The 20459-nt window shown below is 61.4% G+C and carries 16 protein-coding genes; 8 read left to right on the plus strand and 8 right to left on the minus strand.

Going from position 1 to position 20459, the window contains the following annotated elements:
• Positions 1 to 9 precede the first annotated feature (9 nt).
• Positions 10 to 906 carry an aromatic ring-hydroxylating dioxygenase subunit alpha gene (locus DevBK_RS01415; protein ID WP_317184217.1) on the minus strand — a complete coding sequence of 299 codons (897 nt, stop codon included), beginning with the start codon at positions 904 to 906 and terminating at the stop codon, positions 10 to 12.
• Between the two features lie 265 nt (positions 907 to 1171).
• On the opposite strand from DevBK_RS01415, the gene DevBK_RS01420 reads away from it, so the two are divergent.
• Positions 1172 to 2206 (plus strand): Ldh family oxidoreductase, encoded by a 1035-nt coding sequence (locus DevBK_RS01420; protein WP_317184218.1) that lies wholly within the window; start codon positions 1172 to 1174, stop codon positions 2204 to 2206.
• A gap of 117 nt (positions 2207 to 2323) precedes the next feature.
• Here DevBK_RS01420 and DevBK_RS01425 read toward each other — a convergent pair whose 3' ends face one another.
• The gene (locus DevBK_RS01425; RefSeq protein ID WP_317184219.1) at positions 2324 to 3100 is read right to left on the minus strand and encodes an SDR family NAD(P)-dependent oxidoreductase; all 777 of its coding nucleotides are present in this window, start codon (positions 3098 to 3100) and stop codon (positions 2324 to 2326) included.
• Positions 3101 to 3513: 413 nt separating this feature from the next.
• Between DevBK_RS01425 and DevBK_RS01430 the strand changes: the two genes are divergently transcribed.
• Genes DevBK_RS01430 through DevBK_RS01440 form a run of 3 tightly spaced genes read left to right on the plus strand, consistent with a single transcriptional unit; the run spans position 3514 to position 10249 of the window.
• Positions 3514 to 5319 carry an autotransporter assembly complex family protein gene (locus DevBK_RS01430; RefSeq protein ID WP_317184220.1) on the plus strand — a complete coding sequence of 602 codons (1806 nt, stop codon included), beginning with the start codon at positions 3514 to 3516 and terminating at the stop codon, positions 5317 to 5319.
• The gene (locus DevBK_RS01435; protein WP_317184221.1) at positions 5319 to 9647 is read left to right on the plus strand and encodes a translocation/assembly module TamB domain-containing protein; all 4329 of its coding nucleotides are present in this window, start codon (positions 5319 to 5321) and stop codon (positions 9645 to 9647) included. Before DevBK_RS01430 ends, DevBK_RS01435 begins: the two co-directional genes overlap by 1 nt.
• Positions 9647 to 10249, plus strand: a complete 603-nt coding sequence (locus tag DevBK_RS01440; RefSeq protein WP_317184222.1) for a class I SAM-dependent methyltransferase — start codon at positions 9647 to 9649, stop codon at positions 10247 to 10249. Before DevBK_RS01435 ends, DevBK_RS01440 begins: the two co-directional genes overlap by 1 nt.
• 162 nt (positions 10250 to 10411) lie before the next feature.
• On the opposite strand, the gene DevBK_RS01445 is transcribed toward DevBK_RS01440, so the two are convergent.
• From DevBK_RS01445 to DevBK_RS01460, 4 genes are read right to left on the minus strand one after another with little or no spacing between them, the layout of a single operon-like run.
• Complete coding sequence (locus DevBK_RS01445) at positions 10412 to 12265, minus strand: extracellular solute-binding protein (protein ID WP_317184223.1); 1854 nt, start codon at positions 12263 to 12265, stop codon at positions 10412 to 10414.
• A 12-nt stretch (positions 12266 to 12277) separates the two neighbouring features.
• Entirely contained in the window at positions 12278 to 13912 is a 1635-nt protein-coding gene (locus DevBK_RS01450) for an ABC transporter ATP-binding protein (RefSeq protein WP_317184224.1), read from the minus strand.
• A complete protein-coding gene (locus DevBK_RS01455) occupies positions 13909 to 15012 on the minus strand; it encodes an ABC transporter permease (protein WP_317184225.1) in 1104 nt (367 codons plus the stop codon). Before DevBK_RS01455 ends, DevBK_RS01450 begins: the two co-directional genes overlap by 4 nt.
• Positions 15009 to 16109 carry a microcin C ABC transporter permease YejB gene (locus DevBK_RS01460; protein ID WP_317184226.1) on the minus strand — a complete coding sequence of 367 codons (1101 nt, stop codon included), beginning with the start codon at positions 16107 to 16109 and terminating at the stop codon, positions 15009 to 15011. The genes DevBK_RS01455 and DevBK_RS01460 overlap by 4 nt, the downstream gene beginning before the upstream one ends.
• Positions 16110 to 16305: 196 nt before the next feature.
• On the opposite strand from DevBK_RS01460, the gene DevBK_RS01465 reads away from it, so the two are divergent.
• The 3 genes from DevBK_RS01465 (at position 16306) to zapE (ending at position 18601) form a co-directional block, all read left to right on the plus strand.
• The gene (locus DevBK_RS01465) at positions 16306 to 16539 is read left to right on the plus strand and encodes a hypothetical protein (RefSeq protein WP_317184227.1); all 234 of its coding nucleotides are present in this window, start codon (positions 16306 to 16308) and stop codon (positions 16537 to 16539) included.
• A 120-nt stretch (positions 16540 to 16659) separates the two neighbouring features.
• Positions 16660 to 17283, plus strand: coding sequence for an AprI/Inh family metalloprotease inhibitor (locus tag DevBK_RS01470; RefSeq protein ID WP_061910254.1), 624 nt, complete (start codon positions 16660 to 16662; stop codon positions 17281 to 17283).
• A gap of 160 nt (positions 17284 to 17443) precedes the next feature.
• Positions 17444 to 18601, plus strand: a complete 1158-nt coding sequence (gene zapE, locus DevBK_RS01475; protein WP_317184228.1) for a cell division protein ZapE — start codon at positions 17444 to 17446, stop codon at positions 18599 to 18601.
• On the opposite strand, the gene DevBK_RS01480 is transcribed toward zapE, so the two are convergent.
• The gene (locus DevBK_RS01480; RefSeq protein WP_317184229.1) at positions 18598 to 19023 is read right to left on the minus strand and encodes a BrnA antitoxin family protein; all 426 of its coding nucleotides are present in this window, start codon (positions 19021 to 19023) and stop codon (positions 18598 to 18600) included. The genes zapE and DevBK_RS01480 overlap by 4 nt on opposite strands.
• The gene (locus DevBK_RS01485; RefSeq protein WP_317184230.1) at positions 19016 to 19270 is read right to left on the minus strand and encodes a BrnT family toxin; all 255 of its coding nucleotides are present in this window, start codon (positions 19268 to 19270) and stop codon (positions 19016 to 19018) included. The genes DevBK_RS01480 and DevBK_RS01485 overlap by 8 nt, the downstream gene beginning before the upstream one ends.
• A 196-nt stretch (positions 19271 to 19466) precedes the next feature.
• Here DevBK_RS01485 and mdh point away from each other — a divergent pair, with 196 nt between their 5' ends.
• The gene (gene mdh / locus DevBK_RS01490) at positions 19467 to 20429 is read left to right on the plus strand and encodes a malate dehydrogenase (protein ID WP_061910262.1); all 963 of its coding nucleotides are present in this window, start codon (positions 19467 to 19469) and stop codon (positions 20427 to 20429) included.
• Positions 20430 to 20459 lie beyond the last annotated feature (30 nt).

A 20459-nucleotide genomic window follows, 5' to 3' on the forward strand; every position in this document is an offset into this window, starting at 1 on the left:
GTTGGGCGGTCAACTCGCCTGTGGGATCACCCCATAGGTAATCCCCTTCTGGTTTAGCCATCTGCGATAGGCGATGGCTGACTTATCTGCGCGTATGGGGGTTTCTGAGCGCGGGTCGAGCGGCAGTTTCTTGGGATATTGGTTTTCGAGGATCGGCTTGTCCTGGCCGAAGATGGTCTGCTGGAAGCGGCGCAGGTCGGTGATGGTCGAGGTCGAGTCGATCATCGATTGCAGGAGATGCGCGCGGCAGGTTTCTTCGGTCATGGGCTGGAGGAAAATGCCGATGACATCGCGGCGGCTTTCGTCCTCGGGGCAGGATTTATAGAGCACCGAGCAGAAGGGATGCGGCACGCGATAGACGTATTCTACTTCCATGGCCTGGGTCGCGGATTTGGCGGCACGCGGCTGCATAAATTTGCACTTGGTGGCGAGCACTTCGTCGCGCTCTTCCGAAACTTCCACGTCATATTCCTTGACCTCGGTATGTGGCTCGGAGCCGAGGATGTCGGTGTGGACGTAGGGGAAGTGGCCCATGTCAAGGAAATTTTCGACGGCACGGGGAGCGGAGACGTGAATGCCGATGGAGCCGCAGCTCATGTTGACGCGGTCGGCTTCGGCAAATTCAGGAATCGGGAAGAGATCGGCCGACGGTGTGCCGAGGCAGGTCCAGGTATAGCCATAGGCGGTTTTTACCGGCAGGCGATCGAGCACCGTTTCCGCGTCGATATCCTCGCCGTTTTCTTCATCGGTCGCGAACCAAACCACCGGCTCGCCATCGAGCCCGCGGGTCATGGCGAGGCGGCGATCGAGGAGGAGCGTGGTTTCGATGAGGCCGATATTGAGCTCGTCGGTGGCGGCGACGACGTGCCAGAGATCGCGGGTGATGGGGTCTGGGGCTTTGGGCATGGGCGTGCTTTCGAGGTTCGCAGGAGAATAGCGATGTGGACGGGGCGTGCCAACAAAAAGTGCGGGTGAGGGTGTGCGGTTAAGGTTTGGGCAGTGCATACCGCTTGCCCCGCCGCCGTCATCACCAGGCTCGTCCCGGTGATCCATGGGATAGTCCGGAGTGCGCGGAGAGTTGTATTGCCCGAACAAGTCGGGCAATGACGGTGGGGAGGTTTCGGCTTCCGCCTCGTGGACAGCGTGTCTAGACTGCTCACAGGAGGACACTATGGACAATCAAACCACCCCACGCTTTCCCGAGGCCCTGGTGCGCAGCCAGGTTGAGGCGCGGTTGGCGGAGGCGGGGGCGAGTGAAGCGTCGCGTGCCGCCGCGATCCGGGCGATGCTGCATGCTTCGCTCGTGGGCGTGGACAGCCATGGCGTGCGGTTGACCGAGCATTATTGCCGGATGTTGGGCGGTGGGCGGCTCAACCAGAATCCGCAATTGACGGTCGACAAGCGCGGGGCGGGGAGTGCGCTGATCCATGCCGATGATGGGCTCGGGCACTATGCGGCGTACAAGGCGGTCGAGGTTGGGATCGAACTGGCGCGCGAAGCCGGTGTTGGGGCCGTGGGCATCCAGCATTCCTCGCATCTCGGCGCGGCGGGGGCCTATGCCGTCGCGGGGGCGGAGCAGGGGTTCGTGACCTTTGCGACGACCAATACCGATTCCATGGTGGCGCTGTTCGATGGGGCGCAGAAATTCCATGGCACCAATCCGCTCGCCTTTGCGGCGCCGGTGGCCGAGGGGCGGCCGTGGCTCCTCGATATGGCGACGTCGTCCATTCCGCTCAATCGCGTGCTGCTGCACCGCTCTCTCGACAAGGACCTGCCGGCGGGTGTCGCGGCAACGCCCGATGGGCAACCGACGACCGATCCGCATGAGGCGGATATGCTGCTACCGTTGGGCGGCGTGGATTATGGCTATAAGGGCGCGGCGCTGGCCGGCGTGGCGACGCTGTTTTCGGCGCTGCTGACGGGGACGACGCTCGATGGCGATTTCATCCCGATGTATGGCGGGGACGATATCTCGACGCCGCGCAACATGGGGCATTTCGTGTTGGTGATCGATCCCGACAAGTTCGCTGGGCGCGAGGTGTTTTTGCGCGCGATCGGACGCTATCTCGAGAGCCTGCGGGGATCGCGCGTGCGCGAAGGCGGGCGGGTGATGGCGCCGGGGGATCGAGAATGGGCGGAGATGGATAAGCGGAGGGAAGAGGGGATTCCGTTGGATCCGGATACGGTGCGGTTTTTGGGAGTGTAGTTTCAGCAAACGACCGGCTGTCATCCCCGCGAAAGCGGGGACCCATCTTGGGATATCAGGATGGGCCCCGGCTCAAGGCCGGGGTGACATGCGGTGGTGGTGAGACTTGGGAAAGTCTCAATGTTCCCGATAAATATCAAACGGACCGATCGCCTGCGTCGTCGCCATCAGTTCGATCTTGTTGACGTTGACATGGGCGGGCAGCGTCGTTGCCCAGAAGATGCTTTCGGCGATGTCGTCGGCGTTCATTGCCTTGGTCTTGGAATAGGGCGCGGAGGCCTTGCCCTCGTCGCCCTTGAAGCGAACGAGGGAAAACTCGGTTTCGGTGAGGCCCGGCTCGATATTGGTGACGCGGACCTTCTTGCCTTGGAGGTCCGAGCGGAGGTTGAGGGCGAACTGTTTTACGAAGGCCTTGGTCGCGCCATAGACCGAGCCGCCGGGATAGGCATATTCGCCGGCTACCGAGCCCAGAGTGACGACATGGCCGCCGCCGCGGGCGATAAGGCCGGGGAGTAACAGGCGGACGGTGTAGACGAGGCCCGAAATATTGGTCGAAATCATGGTCCCCCAATCTTCGAGATTGGCTTCGGCCGCAGGCTGCAAACCAAGCGCGAGGCCGGCATTGGCGAGGACGATATTGACGCCGTCGAAGGGCGCGGGAAGCTTGGCGATCGCCTTTTCCATGGCGGCGCGGTCCTGCACGTCGAGGGCGATGATGTGGCAATTGTCAGCGCCAAGCTCGGCCTGCAGCTTTTCCAGCCGATCCTGACGGCGACCGGTTGCGATCACCTTGCCGCCGGCAGCGACATAGCGGCGGGCGGCGGCCTCGCCGAAGCCGGAGGTAGCGCCGGTGATGAAGACGACAAAGCGGCTGGGATCGAGCAGCTGGTACATTTTTCGGTCCTGGAGGAATGGTCGAAGGGGAGGCGTTCAGGGTGGACCCGCGAGCGCGTTGCCGTCAACAGGCGTGGTGGCTCGCAGCGGCACGATCAGAATTAACAGCGTTGCCGATCGGCCACGCATCTGCCTTTCGCACCATCAATTTCTTCCCCGGTGCTTGCCCCGCGCTGCAATGCCGACCTACAGTCGCGCCGAACGCATCGCCCCTCGGGCACGCGGCGGAGGGTTAACCCAATCTTTCCTGCCGTCCCTCTATTCTCAGCTTCCGCCTATTGGTTGAAGCGTAACGGTCGGGAACTGGTCCACTGCAAAGAGCGCGTTGGGTATCGAGTATTGGCGCCTTGTGTATCGCCGCGGCTGCATTGTCCGCAGCGGTCGGGCCTGCTTATGGTTTTGAACTCTTTGGCATGAAGTTTTTCGAGGACGAGACCGAAGAGTCCGTCATCGTCGACCCCCAGCCCTATGTGGTGACCTTCACCTCGAGCGAGGGCGGCGCGGTGGAAACCGCAGCGCGCAATGCCTCCTCGCTGATCGCGGACGAATCAGAGCCCGCCTCAGCCGCTGCCGGGCTGATTGCCAAGGCGCGGGGTGATTACCGTCGCATCATCGCGGCGCTTTATAATGAAGGCCATTATGGCGCGGCCGTCAGCATCCGAATCGGTGGGGTCGAAGCGTCCACCCTCGCGCCCGACGTGAACCTGCCCGATCCGGTTGATGTCACCATTGCTGTGACGGCAGGACCGCTTTTCACCTTCAACAATGTCGCCATCATCAATCAGGCGCCGCTGACCAGCGATCCCGGTGACGAAGTCGAACTGCCCGTCATGCGCGGCTATGGCGCGGGACAGATTGCGCGATCTTCCGTCATTCTCGCCGCCGAGCAATTGGCGGTGCAGGCTTGGCAGCAGCAGGGCTATGCCAAGGCAGAAGTGGTCAATCGCGATGTGATCGCCGACCATGCGCGGCAGACGGTCGATGTCACCATCACAGTCAATCCCGGCCGCCTCGCGGCATTTGGCGATATCAACGTCACCGGCACCGAGCGCATGAACCCCGAATTCGTGCGGCAGCAGGCCGGGCTTGCCGTGGGTCAGGAATACGATCCCGACGAGATCGAGCGGGCGCAGAAGCGACTCGATCGACTCGAAGTGTTCCGCGCGGCGCGTTTCCAGGCGGCGCAGGAAATCGGACCCGATGGGCTCTTGCCCTATCAGTTGATCGTCGAGGAATTGCCCGGCCGCCGCTTTGGTGCAGGCGCCAGCTTCTCGACCGTCGATGGGCTCGGCATTGAAGGCTATCACCTCTGGCGCAATCTTTTCGGGCAGGCCGAGCGGCTTAGGCTCGATGCGCGTGTTGCCAGCATTGCCTGGCCGATCGATACGGCGCAGTTCGATTATTTCTTCGGTGGCACCTTTACCAAGCCGGGCTTCTTGACGCCCGATACCGATCTCGTCGCCGCCATTTCGGCCGAGCGGACGATCTATCCGACCTATACCGAAACCTCGGCGCTCGGGCGGGTCGGCTTGACCCACTATCTCTCCGATGAGCTGACGCTCGAAGGCGGCGCGAGCTATGAGCGCGCCCGTTTCGACGACGTCTTTGGCACGCGCGATTTCTCGACTTTGGGCGTCTATGCAGGCGCGACCTTTGATGGCCGCAACAGCACGGTCGACCCGACCGAGGGCATTTATGCCGCGGGTACGGCAGAGCCTTATTATGACTTTGCTTTCGGCAAGATGGGTCTGCGCGTCACTGCGGAAGCGCGCACCTATTTCGGCTTTTCAGAAAACGACCAATTCGTGCTTGCCGGCCGCATCAAGGGCGGCGCGCTGCTCGGGCCGGGACTCAATGAGATCCCGCCAGACAAACTGTTCTTCTCGGGCGGTGGCGGATCCGTGCGCGGCTACGGGTTCAAGTCGATCGGCGTCGATAATGGCAATGGCCAGGTGACGGGCGGCCGCTATCTGCTCGAAGGCTCGCTCGAAGCGCGCGCCAAGGTGACTGAGAGCATCGGGGTCGTTGGTTTCGTCGATGGCGGCTATGTCGCGGCCGATACGTTCCCCGGTCTTGAAGATCTGCGCCTCGGCGCCGGTGTCGGTGCTCGATACTACACCGGACTTGGTCCTTTGCGGCTCGATCTTGCCATTCCCCTCAACAAGCGGGCGGGCGATCCCGATTACGCCATCTACGCTGGCATAGGGCAGGCATTCTGATGGCTTGGTCTCGCAATCATCGCCGGCTGGCTTTTGCCGGTCTCATTCTTGTGCCCATGACCGCTATTCCCGCGACGCTGATGGCGCAGGATGGGTCGGATCAGGAGCAGAAGGACTGGCTCACGAGTTTCGTGCAGGATCGGCTTTCGACGCCTGAGCGGCAGATCAGTCTCTCCAATATCGAGGGCGCGCTTGGTTCGGACGTGACGATCCGCGAGATCACCATTTCCGACCAAGAAGGCGTGTGGCTGCGCGTCAATAATGCCAGCCTCAACTGGAGCCAGACGGCGCTGTTTACCGGCCGGCTACAGGTCAATTCGCTGAAAGCGGATTCGATCGAATATCTGCGCAATGCCGTTCCGGCCGAAGGCGTCGATCTGCCGCCGCCGGAAGCGGGCAGTTTTTCGGTGCCGGAATTTCCGGTGGCGATCGAGCTCGGTGAGCTGTCGATCCCCAAGGTGACGTTCGGCGAAGGCGTGTTCGGGCTTGGCTCGGAGATTTCGCTGGCGGGTAATCTCAAGCTCGATGGCGGCAATCTCGATACGACGCTCGATATCGTGCGGCTTGATGGCCCAGGCGGTACGCTCGATCTCGACCTCAAATATGCGCGCGACAGCAACGAGATCGATCTCAACCTCGATCTCAACGAGCCGGAAAATGGCGTCCTCGCCAATCTCCTCAGCATCGAGGGGCGGCCGGCCATGCAGTTGACGCTGGCGGGGCAGGGCCCGGTGGCCGATCTGCGCGCCGATCTCAACCTGCTCGCCAATGGCCAGACGGCGCTGTCGGGCGTTTCGACGATCACCCAGAATGCCGATGGTTTCCTGGTCGACGCTAATCTTGGCGGGCCGCTCTCGACGCTGATCGCCGAACAGTACCGGCCGTTTTTCGGCGCCGATACGCGACTGACAGCCAATGCCCTCCTGCGCAGTGCCGGCGGGTTCGATCTCAACGCCCTCAATATTTCTGGCGGACAGTTGGCGCTTGAAGCGACGGCCAGCACCACGGCCGACAATTTCCTCTCCCGCCTCGATTTGAAGGCTTCCATCGCCGATCCTCAGGGTGGACTGGTGACGCTGCCGGCGGCGGGCACGACGCAGGTGCGCGCGGCGCAGTTCGTCATCGATTTTGGCGAAGACGGCTCGGAAGATTGGCGGGCTGATCTGGGTATCGACGGGCTCGTGACCGATGAGTTTTCGGCCGAGCGCGTGGGTCTCAACGTCAATGGTGTCGCGAGCGCTCTCGCTGATCCCACGAAGCGCATGATCACCTTCAATGGCGATGGTGCCGTGTCCGGGATTACCGGCGACGAGGCTGTCATCGCCGCGCTTGGGGACAGCGTCGGGCTTGGCCTTGCTGGCCTCTGGAATGCTGGGCAGCCGATTGAACTGGCGCAGTTGCGCGTCGTCGGCAAGGCGCTGACGGCCGGACTTTCGGGCAATATCGACGGCGCTGGTTTCCGCGGACGCATCGGTCTTCAGACCGACAATATCGCGCCGTTCTCGGCATTGGCCGGGCGCGACCTGACCGGTGCGCTCTCGCTCGATGCCGAGGGATCGCTCGCCTTCATCGGCGGCGGCTTCGACCTGACCTTTGATGGTTCGGGCAATAATCTGACCATCGACGATCCGACGGCCGATGCCTTGCTTGCGGGCAATGTGGCGCTGTCGGGCCGCCTGGCACGCACGCCGGCCGGTATCGTCGCCGACGACTTTGCAGTGACCAATCCGCAGGTGCAGTTCACGGCCGATGGCGTCTATGGCACGGCCGAAGCCAATTTTGCCATCGGGCTCGATCTCTCCGATCTCGGCCTTCTGAGCGATCAGGCCTCCGGCGCGTTGAAGGTGCGTGGCACGGCCAAATCCACCAGCGCCGAGGCGCCGGTTGTTCTTGCGCTTGACGCCAATGTGGCGGACGGCCGGTTGATCGACCGGACGCTGCGCGATGCAAAGCTTGGGCTCAATCTCGATGTGCTTGGCGGCAAGATCAGCGGCAGTGTCGATGGCTCGGCCATGCTCGATGGCTATCAGGCAACGCTGTCCTCGCAGATTGCGGTCGATGAGGTGCAGCAGGCGCTCAAGGACCTGAATTTCGAGATTGCCGGCACGCGGATTTTTGGTTCGGTCAGCCGTGCGGTCGATACCGCTTTGTTGACGGGCCGGCTCGACGTCGTCGCGCCGGATGTGTCGCTCGCGGCAGCTTTGCTCCTGCAGGACGCTGCCGGCAGCATCAATGCTGCGCTGGCGCTGGCGCCGGTCGATGGCACGCAGCAGGTGGGGCTGACGGCCAATGCCAGCGGTTTGACGGTCAACGACATCGTCGTCGGCCGCGCTGATATCACCGGGACAGTCAGCGATCTCTTCGGCGTTCCCGTCGCCAATGGCACGATTGCTGCCAGCGATGTAAAGGCGGCCGGCGCCACCATAACGAGCCTCAATGCCCGCGCGGACCAAAGCGGCGACACCACGCGCTTTGATGGTGAGGCCGGGCTTGCGACCGGTACTCGTATCGATGTTGCTGGTGCTTTGGCGCCGACCGATGGAGGCTATCGTCTCTCTCTCGATCGCGCCAACCTGACGCAAGGCACGCTGGCCGCACGGCTGGCTTCCCCCACCGAACTCATCGTTCGCGACAATGCCGTGTCGCTCGATGCGCTACGGTTCGATGTCGGCTCGGGCAGCATCACGGCGACGGGTACGGCAGGCGAAACGCTCAATATGCGCGTCCAGATTTCGGCGCTGCCGTTGTCTATCGCCAATACGATCGTGCCGAGCCTTGGTCTGGCCGGGACGCTCGAGGGCACGGCGGTCATTTCCGGTTCGTCGTCCGATCCCCAAGTGCAGTTTCAGGCGCAGGGCAGCGGCATCAATGCGGCCGCAATCCAGCCCTTCGGCATCGCGCCGGTGAGCATCACGGCAAGCGGCACCTATACCAACAATGTCGTGGCGCTTGAACGGCTGGCGGCCAATGGTTCGGGTGGTCTCTCCGTGTCCGGCTCGGGCCGTGTGCCGCTTGCGGGCAATGGGTTGGCCGTGTCGCTGACAGGTTCGGCGCCCCTGGCGCTCGCCAACCGCTTTGTCGCCGATCGCGGCGGGCAGCTTTCGGGCACAGCCAATTTTAACGCCGACGTCTCGGGCAGCATTTCCGCGCCACAGTTTGGTGGCTCGGTTTCCGTCGCGGGAGCGGGCTACATCGATCCCGAACTCAACCTTCGTTTGACTGGCATTACGGGCCGGGCAAGCCTTGCCGGCACCCAGGCGCGGATCGAAAATCTTTCGGCCAACCTTTCGACGGGTGGCTCGGTTTCGGCCTCGGGTACCGTCGGCATTTCGGGTCAATTCCCGGCTGATCTCAGCGTCTCGATCAACTCGGCGCGCTATTCGGATGGCGAGATTTTCCTCGCGACCGTTTCGGGCGGCTTGCGGTTGACGGGAAATCTCCTTGGCACGCCGCTGCTTGCCGGCGACGTCACTATCGAAAACGCCAATATCACCGTTCCGGAAGGCTTTGGTGGCGGCACGCCGCTGATCGATGTGCGCCACATCAATACCCCGCCTGCCGTCAGCCAGACGCTGCAGCGCGCGCGGATCGATGCGGCTGGTGCGCCGGTTCCGCAGACGCGGTCGGCTGGTCTCTTGCTCGACGTCAATGTCAATGCGCCGAACCAGATCTTCATTCGCGGCCGTGGTCTCGATGCCGAGGTCGGCGGTTCGGTGCGGCTTGCCGGGCCGCTCAACAATATCCAGCCGGTCGGTGCCTTCTCGCTCGAACGCGGTCGTCTTTCCGTGCTTGGCCAGCGGCTTGATTTCGAGACGGGCACTGTGACGCTGGTCGGCGATCTCGATCCGCAGCTTTATTTCGTGGCACGGACCGAGGGCGACAACATCACCGTTTTCGTCACCATTTCCGGTCGCGCTTCGGCGCCTGATGTGAGCTTCAGTTCCAACCCCAGCCTGCCGCAGGATGAAGTCCTCAGCCGCCTGATCTTCAAGCGCTCCATGGGCGAACTGTCGCCGATCCAGTTGGCTCAGCTTGCGGGCGCGGCGGCGGAGCTCGTCGGCGGCGGCGGTGGAGGCGGCCTCGTCGATGGTCTTCGCGGTGCGGCCGGCCTCGCCGATCTCGACGTCGTCACAGATGCGCAGGGCAATGTTGGCGTGCAGGCCGGGACCTATCTGCAGGACAATGTCTATCTTGGCGTCACGGCTGGGGCCAATGGACAGTCGAAAGTGTCGATCAATCTCGATGTGACCGACGATCTCGTCGTGCGCGGCGCTGCGGGGCAGGATGGGAATTCGAGCGTCGGCGTCTATTACGAGCAGGATTACTGATGAGCTATTGGGACGAGCGCTACAGCACGTCCGAGTACCTTTTCGGAGAGGAGCCCAACGCTTTCCTCGCGCGCCAGGCGCATCTGCTCCCCAAGTCTGGGACGGCTTTGGCCATCGCTGACGGGGAAGGGCGCAATGGTGTCTGGTTGGCGGAGCAGGGGCTTGAGGTCGTATCGTTTGACGCCTCTCCGGTCGGTATCCAGAAGGCCAGGCGCTTGGCGCAGAAGCGTGGGGTCGCTCTCGATCCACAACTCGTCGATATTGCGCTTTATGGTTGGCCGGTTGAGCAGTTCGACGTCGTTGCCGGCATCTTCTTCCAGTTCGCCGGGCCAGACCTGCGCGACGCGATCTTTGCGGGCATGCAACGCACCCTAAAGCCCGGTGGCCTGCTGATCCTGGAAGGCTATGGCCCGCGCCAGCTCGAGTACAAGACCGGTGGGCCGAGCATGATCGAGAACCTCTATACCGAAGCTTTGCTCGCCGAGAAGTTCGCCGGTCTCGAGATTTTGCAGCTGCAGGACCATGATGTCGAGCTCGCCGAAGGCGCGCGGCATGTAGGCCGGTCGCATCTCGTTGATCTTGTGGCGCGTAAGCCCGGATAGCGGGTTGTTCTTCCACCCTCCTTCTTGAACGTCCACCGCGTCATTCCCGCGAAAGCGGGAATCTCTGCGTCGGTGCGATGGGATTCCCGCTTTCGCGGGAATGACGCCGCGTTTGTGAAATTGACGGACCGGGACTGTTCCGATCCGCCTTGGTCAAGCCTACTACCGGCCCGCGCCACCTGTCTTTTCCGCTTTGGCCTCATCCCACCACCAGATGCTCGGGAAGCCGATGGCGAATTCGGGCAGGGTTTCAGGACGGCTGAAGCGGTCCCAGCGGGCGGTGCGGGAATAGCGCAGCGCATAGCCGGGGATAACGTAATCGTGGGCGAGAAGGACGCGGTCGAGCGCCTCGATCACGGCCAACTGCGTATCGCGGTCTGGCGCGGCGACGAGCTTATCGATCAATGTGTCGATGCCCTTGTCGGCGATCCCCGCATAATTGCGCGAGCCTTCTTCATTGGCGCTGCCTGACCCAAAGAAATCGCGCTGCTCGTTGCCGGGCGAGAAGGACTGCGTCCAGCCGGTATAGATCATGTCATAATCGAAGCTGCGCAGCCGGTTGATATATTGTGGCGTATCGACGATGCGCACAGAGACGGCAATGCCGATCTGACCGAGATTGCGCTGCAGATTGGCAGCGATGGCTTCGAGCGTCGGCTGGTGCATCAGGATTTCGAAGGAAAGCTGCTGACCATTGGCATCGACAAGCTGGGTGCCGTTGAGCGTGTAGCCGGCCTCGGTCAGTAGACCGAGCGCCTTGCGGAGGTTTTCGCGTAATTTGGTCGGATCGCCATTGACCGGATTGGTGTAAGCCTCGGTGAAGACAGCCGGCGGGACTTCATCCTTCACGCTATCGAGCACGGCCAGAGTTTCGCCCTGCGGCAGGCCCTTGGCAGCGAAGGGGAGGCCAAAGAAGTAGCTGTCGATGCGGGCATACTGATTATAGAAAATCGTGTTGTTCAGCTCTTCAAAATCGAAGGCAAGGTTGATCGCTTCGCGGACGCGCTGATCCTGAAATTTCTCGCGGCGCAGATTGGGAATGAAGGCGGTCATGTCGCCGCGGCCGTTGTAATCCTGCGGGAATTCTTCCCGGACGACGCGGCCTTCCGTAACGGCTGGAAAGTCGAAGCCCGTGGCCCAGCGGCGGGCGGTATATTCGCTCCAATAGTCGAACTGGTCGCCCTTGAACGCCTCGAACCAGACGGATTCATCAAGGAAATATTCGTAGTCGATGACGTCGAAATTGTTGGTGCCGATCTGGGTCGGATGGTCCTTGGCCCAGTAGTTTTCATCGCGCGTGTAGGTGATGGACCGGCCGGCGTCGAAACTGGTAATTTTATAGGGGCCCGAGCCCATGGGCGGCTCGAGCGTCGAGGCACCGATATCGCGCTTCTTGCCATTGGCGTCTGTGCCCTCCCACCAATGCTGCGGCAGCACCATGAGCTGGCCGAGAATGTGCGGCAGTTCCTTGTTGCCGGTCATGTTAAAGGTGAAGGTGACTTCGCCCGGCGCCGTCACCTCGGCCTTGGTGATGTTGGCGTAATATTGGGTATACATCGGGCTGAGCTCAGTGAGCTTGTCGAAGGACCAGACCACGTCCTCCGCCGTCACCGGCTCGCCATCCTGCCAGCGCGCCTTGGGGTCCATGCGGAAGATGACGGAGCCGAAATCGTCGGCGACCTTCATCGATTCTGCGAGGAAGCCATAGGAGGTGTTCACCTCGTCGAGCGACGATGTCAGCAGGGTCTCATAGACCAAGCTCAAACCAAGAGGCGCATCGCCCTTGGGCAAGATCGGGTTGAAAGTATCGAATCCGCCACGGGTGCCGAGCCGAACCGTGCCGGTCTTGGGCGCATCGGGATTGACGTAATCGAAATGCGCAAAACCTTCGGGATATTTTGGCGCTTCTGTGAGGCTGTCGGCATAGACCCAGACACCGGTGGGCGTTTGCGCCAAAGCGGGCAGAGCAAGGCCAAGGGTCAGAAGTCCGGAAGCAAGGAGTGTCGAAAACTTCATGGGGCGCTCTGTCTATGGGGTTGGAGTGTCGTCGGAGGCTTTTGCCGGCTTGGTGGAGCCGACTGGATCAATATCGAATGCGGCCGCCATCAACTGGCGGGTATAGGGATCGCGCGGCCGCGCAAAGATCGCCGCGGCCGGGCCGGTTTCGACCACTTTGCCATGGCGCATGACAACGAGCGAGTGGGCAAGGGCTTTGACCACCCGCAGGTCGTGGCTGATGAATAGGTAGGTGAGATTGCGCTTCTGCTGCACGGCGCGGAGCAGGTCGATGACCTGCGCCTGGATCGAGATGTCGAGCGCGGAGGTCGGCTCGTCGAGGACGAGGAAATCCGGCTCGATCACCAAAGCGCGGGCGATGGCGATGCGCTGGCGCTGGCCGCCCGAGAACTCGTGGGGATAACGATCGGCCGCTGCGGGATCGAGCCCGACCTCCTTGAGTGCCGCTTCCACCTTGGCCGAGCGCTCAGTCGACGAGAGGGTCGGCATATGAACGCGCAGACCTTCGCCGATGATCTCGCTGACGGACATGCGCGGGCTGAGCGAACCGAATGGGTCCTGGAAGACGATCTGCATGTGCCGACGCAAAGGCCGCAAGCCCTTCGAGGATTTTTGGCTCACTGTCTCGCCGAGCACGACGATTTTGCCGTTCGATGGAATGAGCCGCAGGATGGCGTAGCCCAGCGAGGATTTGCCCGAGCCGCTTTCGCCGACAACGCCCAGCGTCTCGCCACGCTTGATCGCGAGATCGACGCCGTCGACAGCCCGGATATGGCCCACGACACGGCGAAGCAGGCCCCGCTTGATCGGGAACCAGACTTTTAGGTCCTTGGTCTCGACCAGTGTCGGCGCGTGACCATTGGGCAGGTTGGGCGCGCCCTTGGGCGCAGCAGCGAGCAGCTTTTTGGTATAGGCGTGTTGCGGGCGCGCAAAGATTTCGGCGGTCGGTCCGCTTTCCACGATCTCGCCCCCGGTCATCACCGCCACACGATCGGCGATCCGGCGCACGATGGTCAGATCGTGTGTGATGAACAGCATCGCCATGCCATGGCGCTGCTGTAGCGATTTCAGCAGTGCGAGGATCTGCGCCTGGACCGTGACGTCGAGCGCCGTCGTCGGCTCATCGGCAATCAGCAATTTTGGGTTGTTGGCCAGGGCCATGGCGATCATGACGCGCTGTCGCTGGCCGCCGGAAAGCTGGTGCGGATAATCGTCGATCCGGCTTTCGGGATCGGGAATACCGACCTCACCCAGTAACTCGAGCGTCCGCTGCCGCGCCGCGGTCTTGCGCATGCCTTGGTGGACCGCGAGCACCTCGCCGATCTGCTTGCCGACGGTGTGGACCGGATTGAGCGAACTCATCGGCTCCTGGAAAATCATCCCGACCTGATTGCCGCGCACACCACGTAGGGCTTGCTCGGATGCAGTGAGCAGATCCTGCCCATCAAGCAGCACCTTGCCCTCTAGCTGCGCCGCAGGCGGCAGGAGTTTCAGGACCGAAAGGGCAGTCACCGACTTGCCCGATCCGCTCTCCCCCACCAGCGCCAGCGTCTCGCCTGGCGCGATAGCGAAATTGACACCCTTAGCCGCCGCAAAGGCGCCGAAGCGGATGGTCAGATCCCGAACGGAGAGGAGGGGGGCGGTCACGAGAACGTCTTTCTTGGATCGAAGGCGTCGCGGACGGCTTCGCCGATGAAGACGAGGAGGGTCATCATGATGGCGATGGTGAAAAAGCCGGTGAGGCCTAGCCAGGGTGCCTGGAGGTTGCGTTTGCCCTGCGCGAGCAGTTCGCCAAGCGAGGGCGAGCCGAGGGGGAGGCCGAAGCCGAGGAAATCGAGGGAGGTGAGGGTGGTCACCGAGCCTGAGAGAATGAACGGCATGAAGGTCAGCGTCGCGACCATGGCATTGGGCAGGAGGTGCCGCCACATGATGGTAAGGTTCGAGACGCCCAAGGCGCGGGCGGCGTTGACATATTCAAAGTTGCGGGCGCGGAGGAATTCGGCGCGGACAATGCCGACGAGCGCAACCCAGGAAAAGAGCAGGAGGATGCCGAGCAGCACCCAGAAGCTGGGGGCGATGACGCTCGAAATGATCAGCAGCAGGTAAAGCGCCGGGACCGAGGTCCAGATTTCGATGAGGCGTTGCGAGATGAGATCGAGCCAACCACCGAAGTAGCCCTGCACGGCGCCGGCAAAGACGCCGATGACGGACGAGACTACAGTAAGGATCAGGCCAAAGAGAATGGAAATGCGGAAGCCATAGATGAGGCGGGCGAGCACGTCGCGGCCGCGATCGTCGGTCCCAAGCCAATGATAATTGCCGAGATGGCAATTGGGGTCGGCTGTTCCTTGGGGATAGCGCGAGCAGAACTGATCCCAGGTCAGCATCCAACTCGGTGGATTGGTGCCGGAGGAGGGGAGATAACCATCGACCGTGTCATGGCTGAAGCGCACCGGTGGCCAGATCGACCAGCCATTGGCGGCTATTTCCTCGGCGATGAAGGGCTGGCGATAGTCCGTGGTGGCCAGAAAACCGCCGAACTTTGCCTCGGGATAGGTAACGAAGGCCGGCGCGAGGAACTCGCCCTTGTAAGAGACGAGGACAGGACGATCATTGGTGATGAACTCCGCGCCCGATGTCAGCACGAAGAGCACGAGAAATAGCCAGAACGACCACCAGCCGCGGCGGTTTTTCCTGAAATTGGCAAGGCGCCGCTGGTTGAGCGGGGAGAGGGCCAGCGAACTCATGCGTCGCGGCTTTCAAAATCGAGCCGCGGATCGACCCACATATAGGCGAGGTCGGAAATGAGGCTGATGACCAAGCCGAGGAGCGAGAAGATGTAGAGCGTCGCAAAGACCACGGGATAATCACGCGTCGCGATGGCTTCGAAGCCGAGCAGCCCCAGACCGTCGAGCGAGAAGATGGTTTCGATCAGCAAGGAGCCGCCGAAGAAGGCACCGATAAAGGCTCCGGGGAAGCTCGCGATGATCAGCATCATCGCGTTGCGGAAGACGTGGCCGTAGAGCACCTGATGCTCGGTCAGTCCCTTGGCGCGGGCCGTCGTCACATATTGCTTGGAGATTTCATCGATGAACGAATTCTTGGTGAGCAATGTCGCAGTGGCGAATGCACCAAGACCCATGGAGATGATCGGCAAGACCAGGTGCCAGAAATAATCGAGAACCTGTCGCCAGATTGGGAAGCTCGAAAAGCCGGGTGACGTGAGCCCACGCAGCGGGAAAACCTGCCAAAAGCTGCCGCCGGCGAGAAGGACGACCAGCGCAATAGCGACCAGAAAACCGGGCACGGCATAGCCGACGATGACCACGGTCGATGTCCAGACATCGAAGCGGGACCCGTCGCGCCTGGCCTTGGCGATCCCAAGGGGAATCGAAATGCCATAGGCGATCAGAGTCATCCAAAGCCCGAGCGAGATCGAAACGGGCATTTTTTCGATGACGAGATCGATGACGGAGATGTCGCGATAATAGCTCTGGCCGAAGTCGAAGCGCAGATAATTCCACAGCATCAGCCCGAAGCGCTCGAGCGGCGGTTTATCGAAACCAAACTGCTTTTCGATTCGGGCGACCAACTCGGGCGGCAGTCCCTGCCGGCCGCGATACTCACCAGCCTTTTGATTGTTTTGTGGGCCGGGCTGGGATTGCACCTCCTCGCCGCCGCCACTGACGCGCTCGCTCAAGGCGACGTTCTGACCCGACATATTGGCCAGCGCCTGTTCGACGGGACCGCCGGGGGCAAATTGGGTGATGACGAAAGATACGGCCATGATGCCGAAAATCGTGGGAAGCATCAGCAGAAGTCGGCGGATGATGTAGGCGCCCATCGCGGCTCCAGCTCGTTTCCTCGATAATCCTTCTTTCGCGGGCAAATCACCTGCGTTTACGGGACCTTGGCTGCAGTGCATCACCTGTTGCCACATTTGGCAACATCACAAGCGCGTTGTCTTGTTTACCTGTGCAAGGTTTTCATTGCCTCTACGGCAAAGAGCGGGCCACATTCGGCGCAGAAAGGGAGTTTTGATGAACTTCATGACCATTGCGCAGGTGCGCGACGAAAGCGTGGCCCGGGTCATCCTTGTGGCTCTTCGCGCCCATGGATTTCACCCTATGGAGCAAGGCGATGGCGGCCTTCCTGGTGTGCCCAATCTCTTCGGTCCGGAAGGGGTCGGCATAAACGTTCCGGAATCAGAGGCTTCCGATGCAACGGTTCTGGTCGAACAGTTGTTGAAGGACATGGGCCAGAGTGGCACGTAAAAGCGCCATAAACAGAAGCGACGTTTTCTATGCGGGACGGGCGTTGAACCCCAGCGCGGCTTGCGTTAATAAGCCGCCTAAAGAGTTAATTTCCTTTAAGCCTTCGGGCAGGAGTGACCAATGAAGGTTTGGATGCGCGGATCCGCTTCCGTGGTTGGATTGGGCCTCGTCGCGATGACGCTGGCGGCATGTTCGACCACCAGCCAGTCGAACACGGCCAATCTCAATGTCGTACGCCCGGCGCAGCAGTTGCAGCCGGTTCAGTCCTCGACAGTACAGCAGGGCACGCTGCCCGCTATCGGTGCATCGGGTACGCCAGCGCCCGGTCTTTCGGGCACGCCCGTGCTTGGTGGTGCGCCAGTTGGCGGCATGGCGCCAATGACCACGGCATCCGCATCGGGCTCGATGACGACGCCGATGGGCAGCAATAGCTCGATCGTCAATGTCGGCGCTCCGGCTGCCGGTTTCTCGGCTGGTCCTGAAGGCGTATGGACGGTGACGGCCGGCGCCAGCACATGCCAGCTCAACCTGCCGATGACGGCTAAGACGGGCACGTCCTACTATCGTGCGTCCTCGCCGGGCTGCACCGTGGCCCAGATCGCTGGCGTCACAGGTTGGCAGCAGGTGGGCAGCCAGCTCCAGCTATATGATGATAACGGCAATATCGCTGCCTTCCTCGCCCCCTCGGGTGGCCGCTATATCGGCACCATGAGCGGCGGTCAGGCGATCTCGATCGCCCGATAAGTTCTTGGAGCCGGTCGCGAGGCCGGCTCTTTCTTTTGCCTGCTCCGTTGCCATACCGTTTGTACGGGCTGGCGTGTCGAGTATGGATGGGCCACAAGCGTCGGGTTTCGAACGCTTTGTCGGGCTGTTGCCCGGGCCTTTTTCCCAGCGGTTCGTTCTCTTGTCCCAAAATCAATTTGCTACCCACCCTGTCGCGAGCCCGGTCCGCAGCGAGTATCTCGCATTGGTCGAGCGTGGCGCGCTGACGTCCGACCCGGCGCAACTCGAAGCGGCAACTCATTTCGATCGGCTTTGGCGGGACCTGACCGAACAGCGCTCCAAGGGCTTTTGGGGGTTTTTCGAGAAACCGCGCCACATCCCTGGTCTCTATCTCGTCGGCGAGGTGGGGCGTGGCAAAACCATGCTCATGGACCTGTTCTATGGCGCCCTTCCAATCAAGGAAAAGCGCCGGGTGCATTTCCATGAATTCATGGACGAGGTGCATGCCGGCATTTCCGCGTTCCGGAAATCACCGCGGGGCAGGGACGATAATGCCGATCCCATGGATGCCGTTACCAAGCCGATTCTGAAATCGGGCCTGCGCGTGCTCTGCCTCGATGAATTTCATGTGCATGACATCACCAATGCCATGTTGCTCGACAGGCTGTTCGAGAAGCTCTTTGCCGGCGGCGTCACGCTGGTCGCGACCTCCAATGTCGAGCCGGATCAGCTCTACAAGGATGGTCTCAACCGCCAACTCTTCCTGCCGTTCATTGCGCGGCTCAAGGCTGAGGCTGATGTTGTCACGCTCCTTTCCGAGCAGGATTATCGGCGGCTGAAATTCGCCGGTCAGCAAGTCTATGCCTTTGGGTCGCCGGTGGAAGTGAAGCCGGTGATGGATCGGCTCTGGTTGAGGATTACCGGTGGCGAAGCTGGTCAGCCCGGCAATATCGAAAGCATCGGTCGCCAAATCCCTGTGCCGCTCCAATCCATGGGCGCAGGGCGGTTCGCCTTCGCTGACCTTTGCGAAAAGCCGTTGGGCACGCGGGATTTCGTTCGTATCGCCCACCATTTCGATTCGCTGATGCTCGACAACGTGCCGCAAATGGACCGCACCAAGTCCGATGCTGCCAAGCGCTTTATCCTCCTGATCGATAGCCTATACGACCGTGGTGTTAAACTCGCTGCCAGTTTCGAGGTCGGGCTCGAGGCGCTGGGCAAAGACGACAAGACCGCCTTTGAGTTCAAGCGGACCATCTCGCGCCTCAACGAAATGCAGTCCGAAGAATACCTAGCCAAGGGTCTGCGGGACGCGGCGCCAGTGGAAACAGTAAGCTAAAGTCCGACCGACTTCTTAAGCACGTCATTGACCCGGCCCTGCCAGCCTTTGCCAGACGCGCGCAGGCGGGCGAGCACATCGGCGTCGATACGTAGAGTGACCTGCTGCTTCGGGCTTTCGAGGGGGGGGCGGCCTCGGCTGCGCCGGATGCTTTCCGCCTGTTCAGGAAAGACCTCAGTGAAGGGACGGAATTGCGCGAGCTCATCGTCGGTGGACGGTCTCTCGATTTCCGGGTCGGGGCCAATTAGCTCGCCGGTGGCGTCATCGACCCACCAGCCATCGTCATCCTGGTGAACGCCGCCAGCCGCGATCAGCGCCTGCATCTCCTCGTTGTACAGTTCCCAACGCCGCTGCAATTCCGCTTCGCCGTCGAGACTATCGTCCAGATCTTTGGTAACGAAGGCAGGCCAGTTTTTAGGCATGAGTTTGCATCCTCTCCTGACGGCGCGCCGGTCGCATCGAAATCACCGAAAGCGCTTCGGAACCAAGCGGGCGAAACACCACAACGATCACCTGCACTCCAGACAAGCTGCCTATCGCGAGCAAGCGCCCGTCACGCGATGGCTCGACAAAGGCGGACAGGAAAAACTCAGCGTCGAGGTTGCGGAAATCCAGGCCATGTTTGGCGAGGTTCGCGAGGCGCTTGGGTTCGTCCCAGGTGATCAGCATTGGAATATTTGTAACTCCAATAAATGCGCGACGCAAGAATTAGTGTCGGTACAGAAATTACTGCATGCCCAACCGGCATTCCCCCATCGCTCATCGGCAAGGCAGATTTGCGCCCTAAGACGAAGGGTTCACTTGCCCGGTTTGCCTGACAGGGTTAAGACGTGCGCCAATTCAACGCAGTCTGGGATGAAGACTTATGGCGCGCAAGAAGATTGCCCTTATCGGTGCGGGACAGATCGGCGGAACACTGGCTCTGCTGAGCGCACAGAAGGAACTGGGCGACGTCGTCCTGTTCGACGTGGTTGATGGTGTTCCCCAGGGCAAGGCTCTCGATATCGCCCAGTCGGCTCCGGCCCAGGGTTTTGACGCTGCCATGAAGGGCACGTCCGAATACAAGGATATCGAAGGCGCCGATGTCGTGATCGTCACGGCCGGCGTGCCGCGCAAGCCCGGCATGAGCCGCGATGACCTTCTCGAAATCAACCTCAAGGTGATGGAGCAGGTGGGTGCGGGTATTGCCAAATATGCGCCCAACGCCTTCGTTATCTGCATCACCAATCCGCTCGACGCCATGGTCTGGGCGCTGCAGAAGTTCTCGGGTCTCCCGGCGAACAAGGTCGTCGGCATGGCCGGCGTTCTCGATAGCTCGCGCTTCGTCCACTTCATCGCTGAAGAGCTTGGCGTCTCGATCGAAGACGTTTCGGCTTTCGTGCTCGGCGGCCACGGTGACACCATGGTGCCGCTGACCCGTTATTCGACTGTTGCCGGCATTCCGCTGACCGACGTCGTCAAGATGGGCTGGATGAGCAAGGAAAAGCTCGACGAGATCGTCCAGCGCACCCGTGATGGTGGCGCCGAGATCGTTGGTCTTTTGAAGACCGGTTCGGCTTTCTATGCGCCTGCCGCTTCCGCCATTGCCATGGCCGAAAGCTATCTCAAGGACAAGAAGCGCGTGCTCCCTGCCGCTGCCTTCCTTTCCGGCCAGTATGGCGTCAAGGACACCTATGTCGGCGTGCCGATCGTGATCGGTGCCGGTGGCGCTGAGAAGATCATCGAAATCTCGCTCAATTCGGCCGAACAAAAAGCCTTCGACAAGTCCGTCGAGTCGGTTGAAGGCTTGATCGAAGCCTGTAAGAAGATCGCGCCAAAGTTGGCGTAAGTTTATGAAAAGCCGCTGGCAAGTCCGGCG

This window comes from Devosia sp. BK, from assembly GCF_032907385.1.
In the GTDB taxonomy this organism is placed as follows: domain Bacteria; phylum Pseudomonadota; class Alphaproteobacteria; order Rhizobiales; family Devosiaceae; genus Devosia.

Coding starts and splice junctions, on each gene's coding strand:
- DevBK_RS01480 (WP_317184229.1), bottom strand. CDS start 19,023: ATGCCTAAAAACTGGCCTGCCTTCGTTACCAAAGATCTGGACGATAGT.
- DevBK_RS01485 (WP_317184230.1), bottom strand. CDS start 19,270: ATGCTGATCACCTGGGACGAACCCAAGCGCCTCGCGAACCTCGCCAAA.
- DevBK_RS01435 (WP_317184221.1), top strand. CDS start 5,319: ATGGCTTGGTCTCGCAATCATCGCCGGCTGGCTTTTGCCGGTCTCATT.
- DevBK_RS01460 (WP_317184226.1), bottom strand. CDS start 16,109: ATGGGCGCCTACATCATCCGCCGACTTCTGCTGATGCTTCCCACGATT.
- DevBK_RS01445 (WP_317184223.1), bottom strand. CDS start 12,265: ATGAAGTTTTCGACACTCCTTGCTTCCGGACTTCTGACCCTTGGCCTT.
- DevBK_RS01470 (WP_061910254.1), top strand. CDS start 16,660: ATGAAGGTTTGGATGCGCGGATCCGCTTCCGTGGTTGGATTGGGCCTC.
- DevBK_RS01465 (WP_317184227.1), top strand. CDS start 16,306: ATGAACTTCATGACCATTGCGCAGGTGCGCGACGAAAGCGTGGCCCGG.
- DevBK_RS01430 (WP_317184220.1), top strand. CDS start 3,514: ATGAAGTTTTTCGAGGACGAGACCGAAGAGTCCGTCATCGTCGACCCC.
- DevBK_RS01425 (WP_317184219.1), bottom strand. CDS start 3,100: ATGTACCAGCTGCTCGATCCCAGCCGCTTTGTCGTCTTCATCACCGGC.
- mdh (WP_061910262.1), top strand. CDS start 19,467: ATGGCGCGCAAGAAGATTGCCCTTATCGGTGCGGGACAGATCGGCGGA.
- DevBK_RS01415 (WP_317184217.1), bottom strand. CDS start 906: ATGCCCAAAGCCCCAGACCCCATCACCCGCGATCTCTGGCACGTCGTC.
- DevBK_RS01455 (WP_317184225.1), bottom strand. CDS start 15,012: ATGAGTTCGCTGGCCCTCTCCCCGCTCAACCAGCGGCGCCTTGCCAAT.
- DevBK_RS01420 (WP_317184218.1), top strand. CDS start 1,172: ATGGACAATCAAACCACCCCACGCTTTCCCGAGGCCCTGGTGCGCAGC.
- DevBK_RS01440 (WP_317184222.1), top strand. CDS start 9,647: ATGAGCTATTGGGACGAGCGCTACAGCACGTCCGAGTACCTTTTCGGA.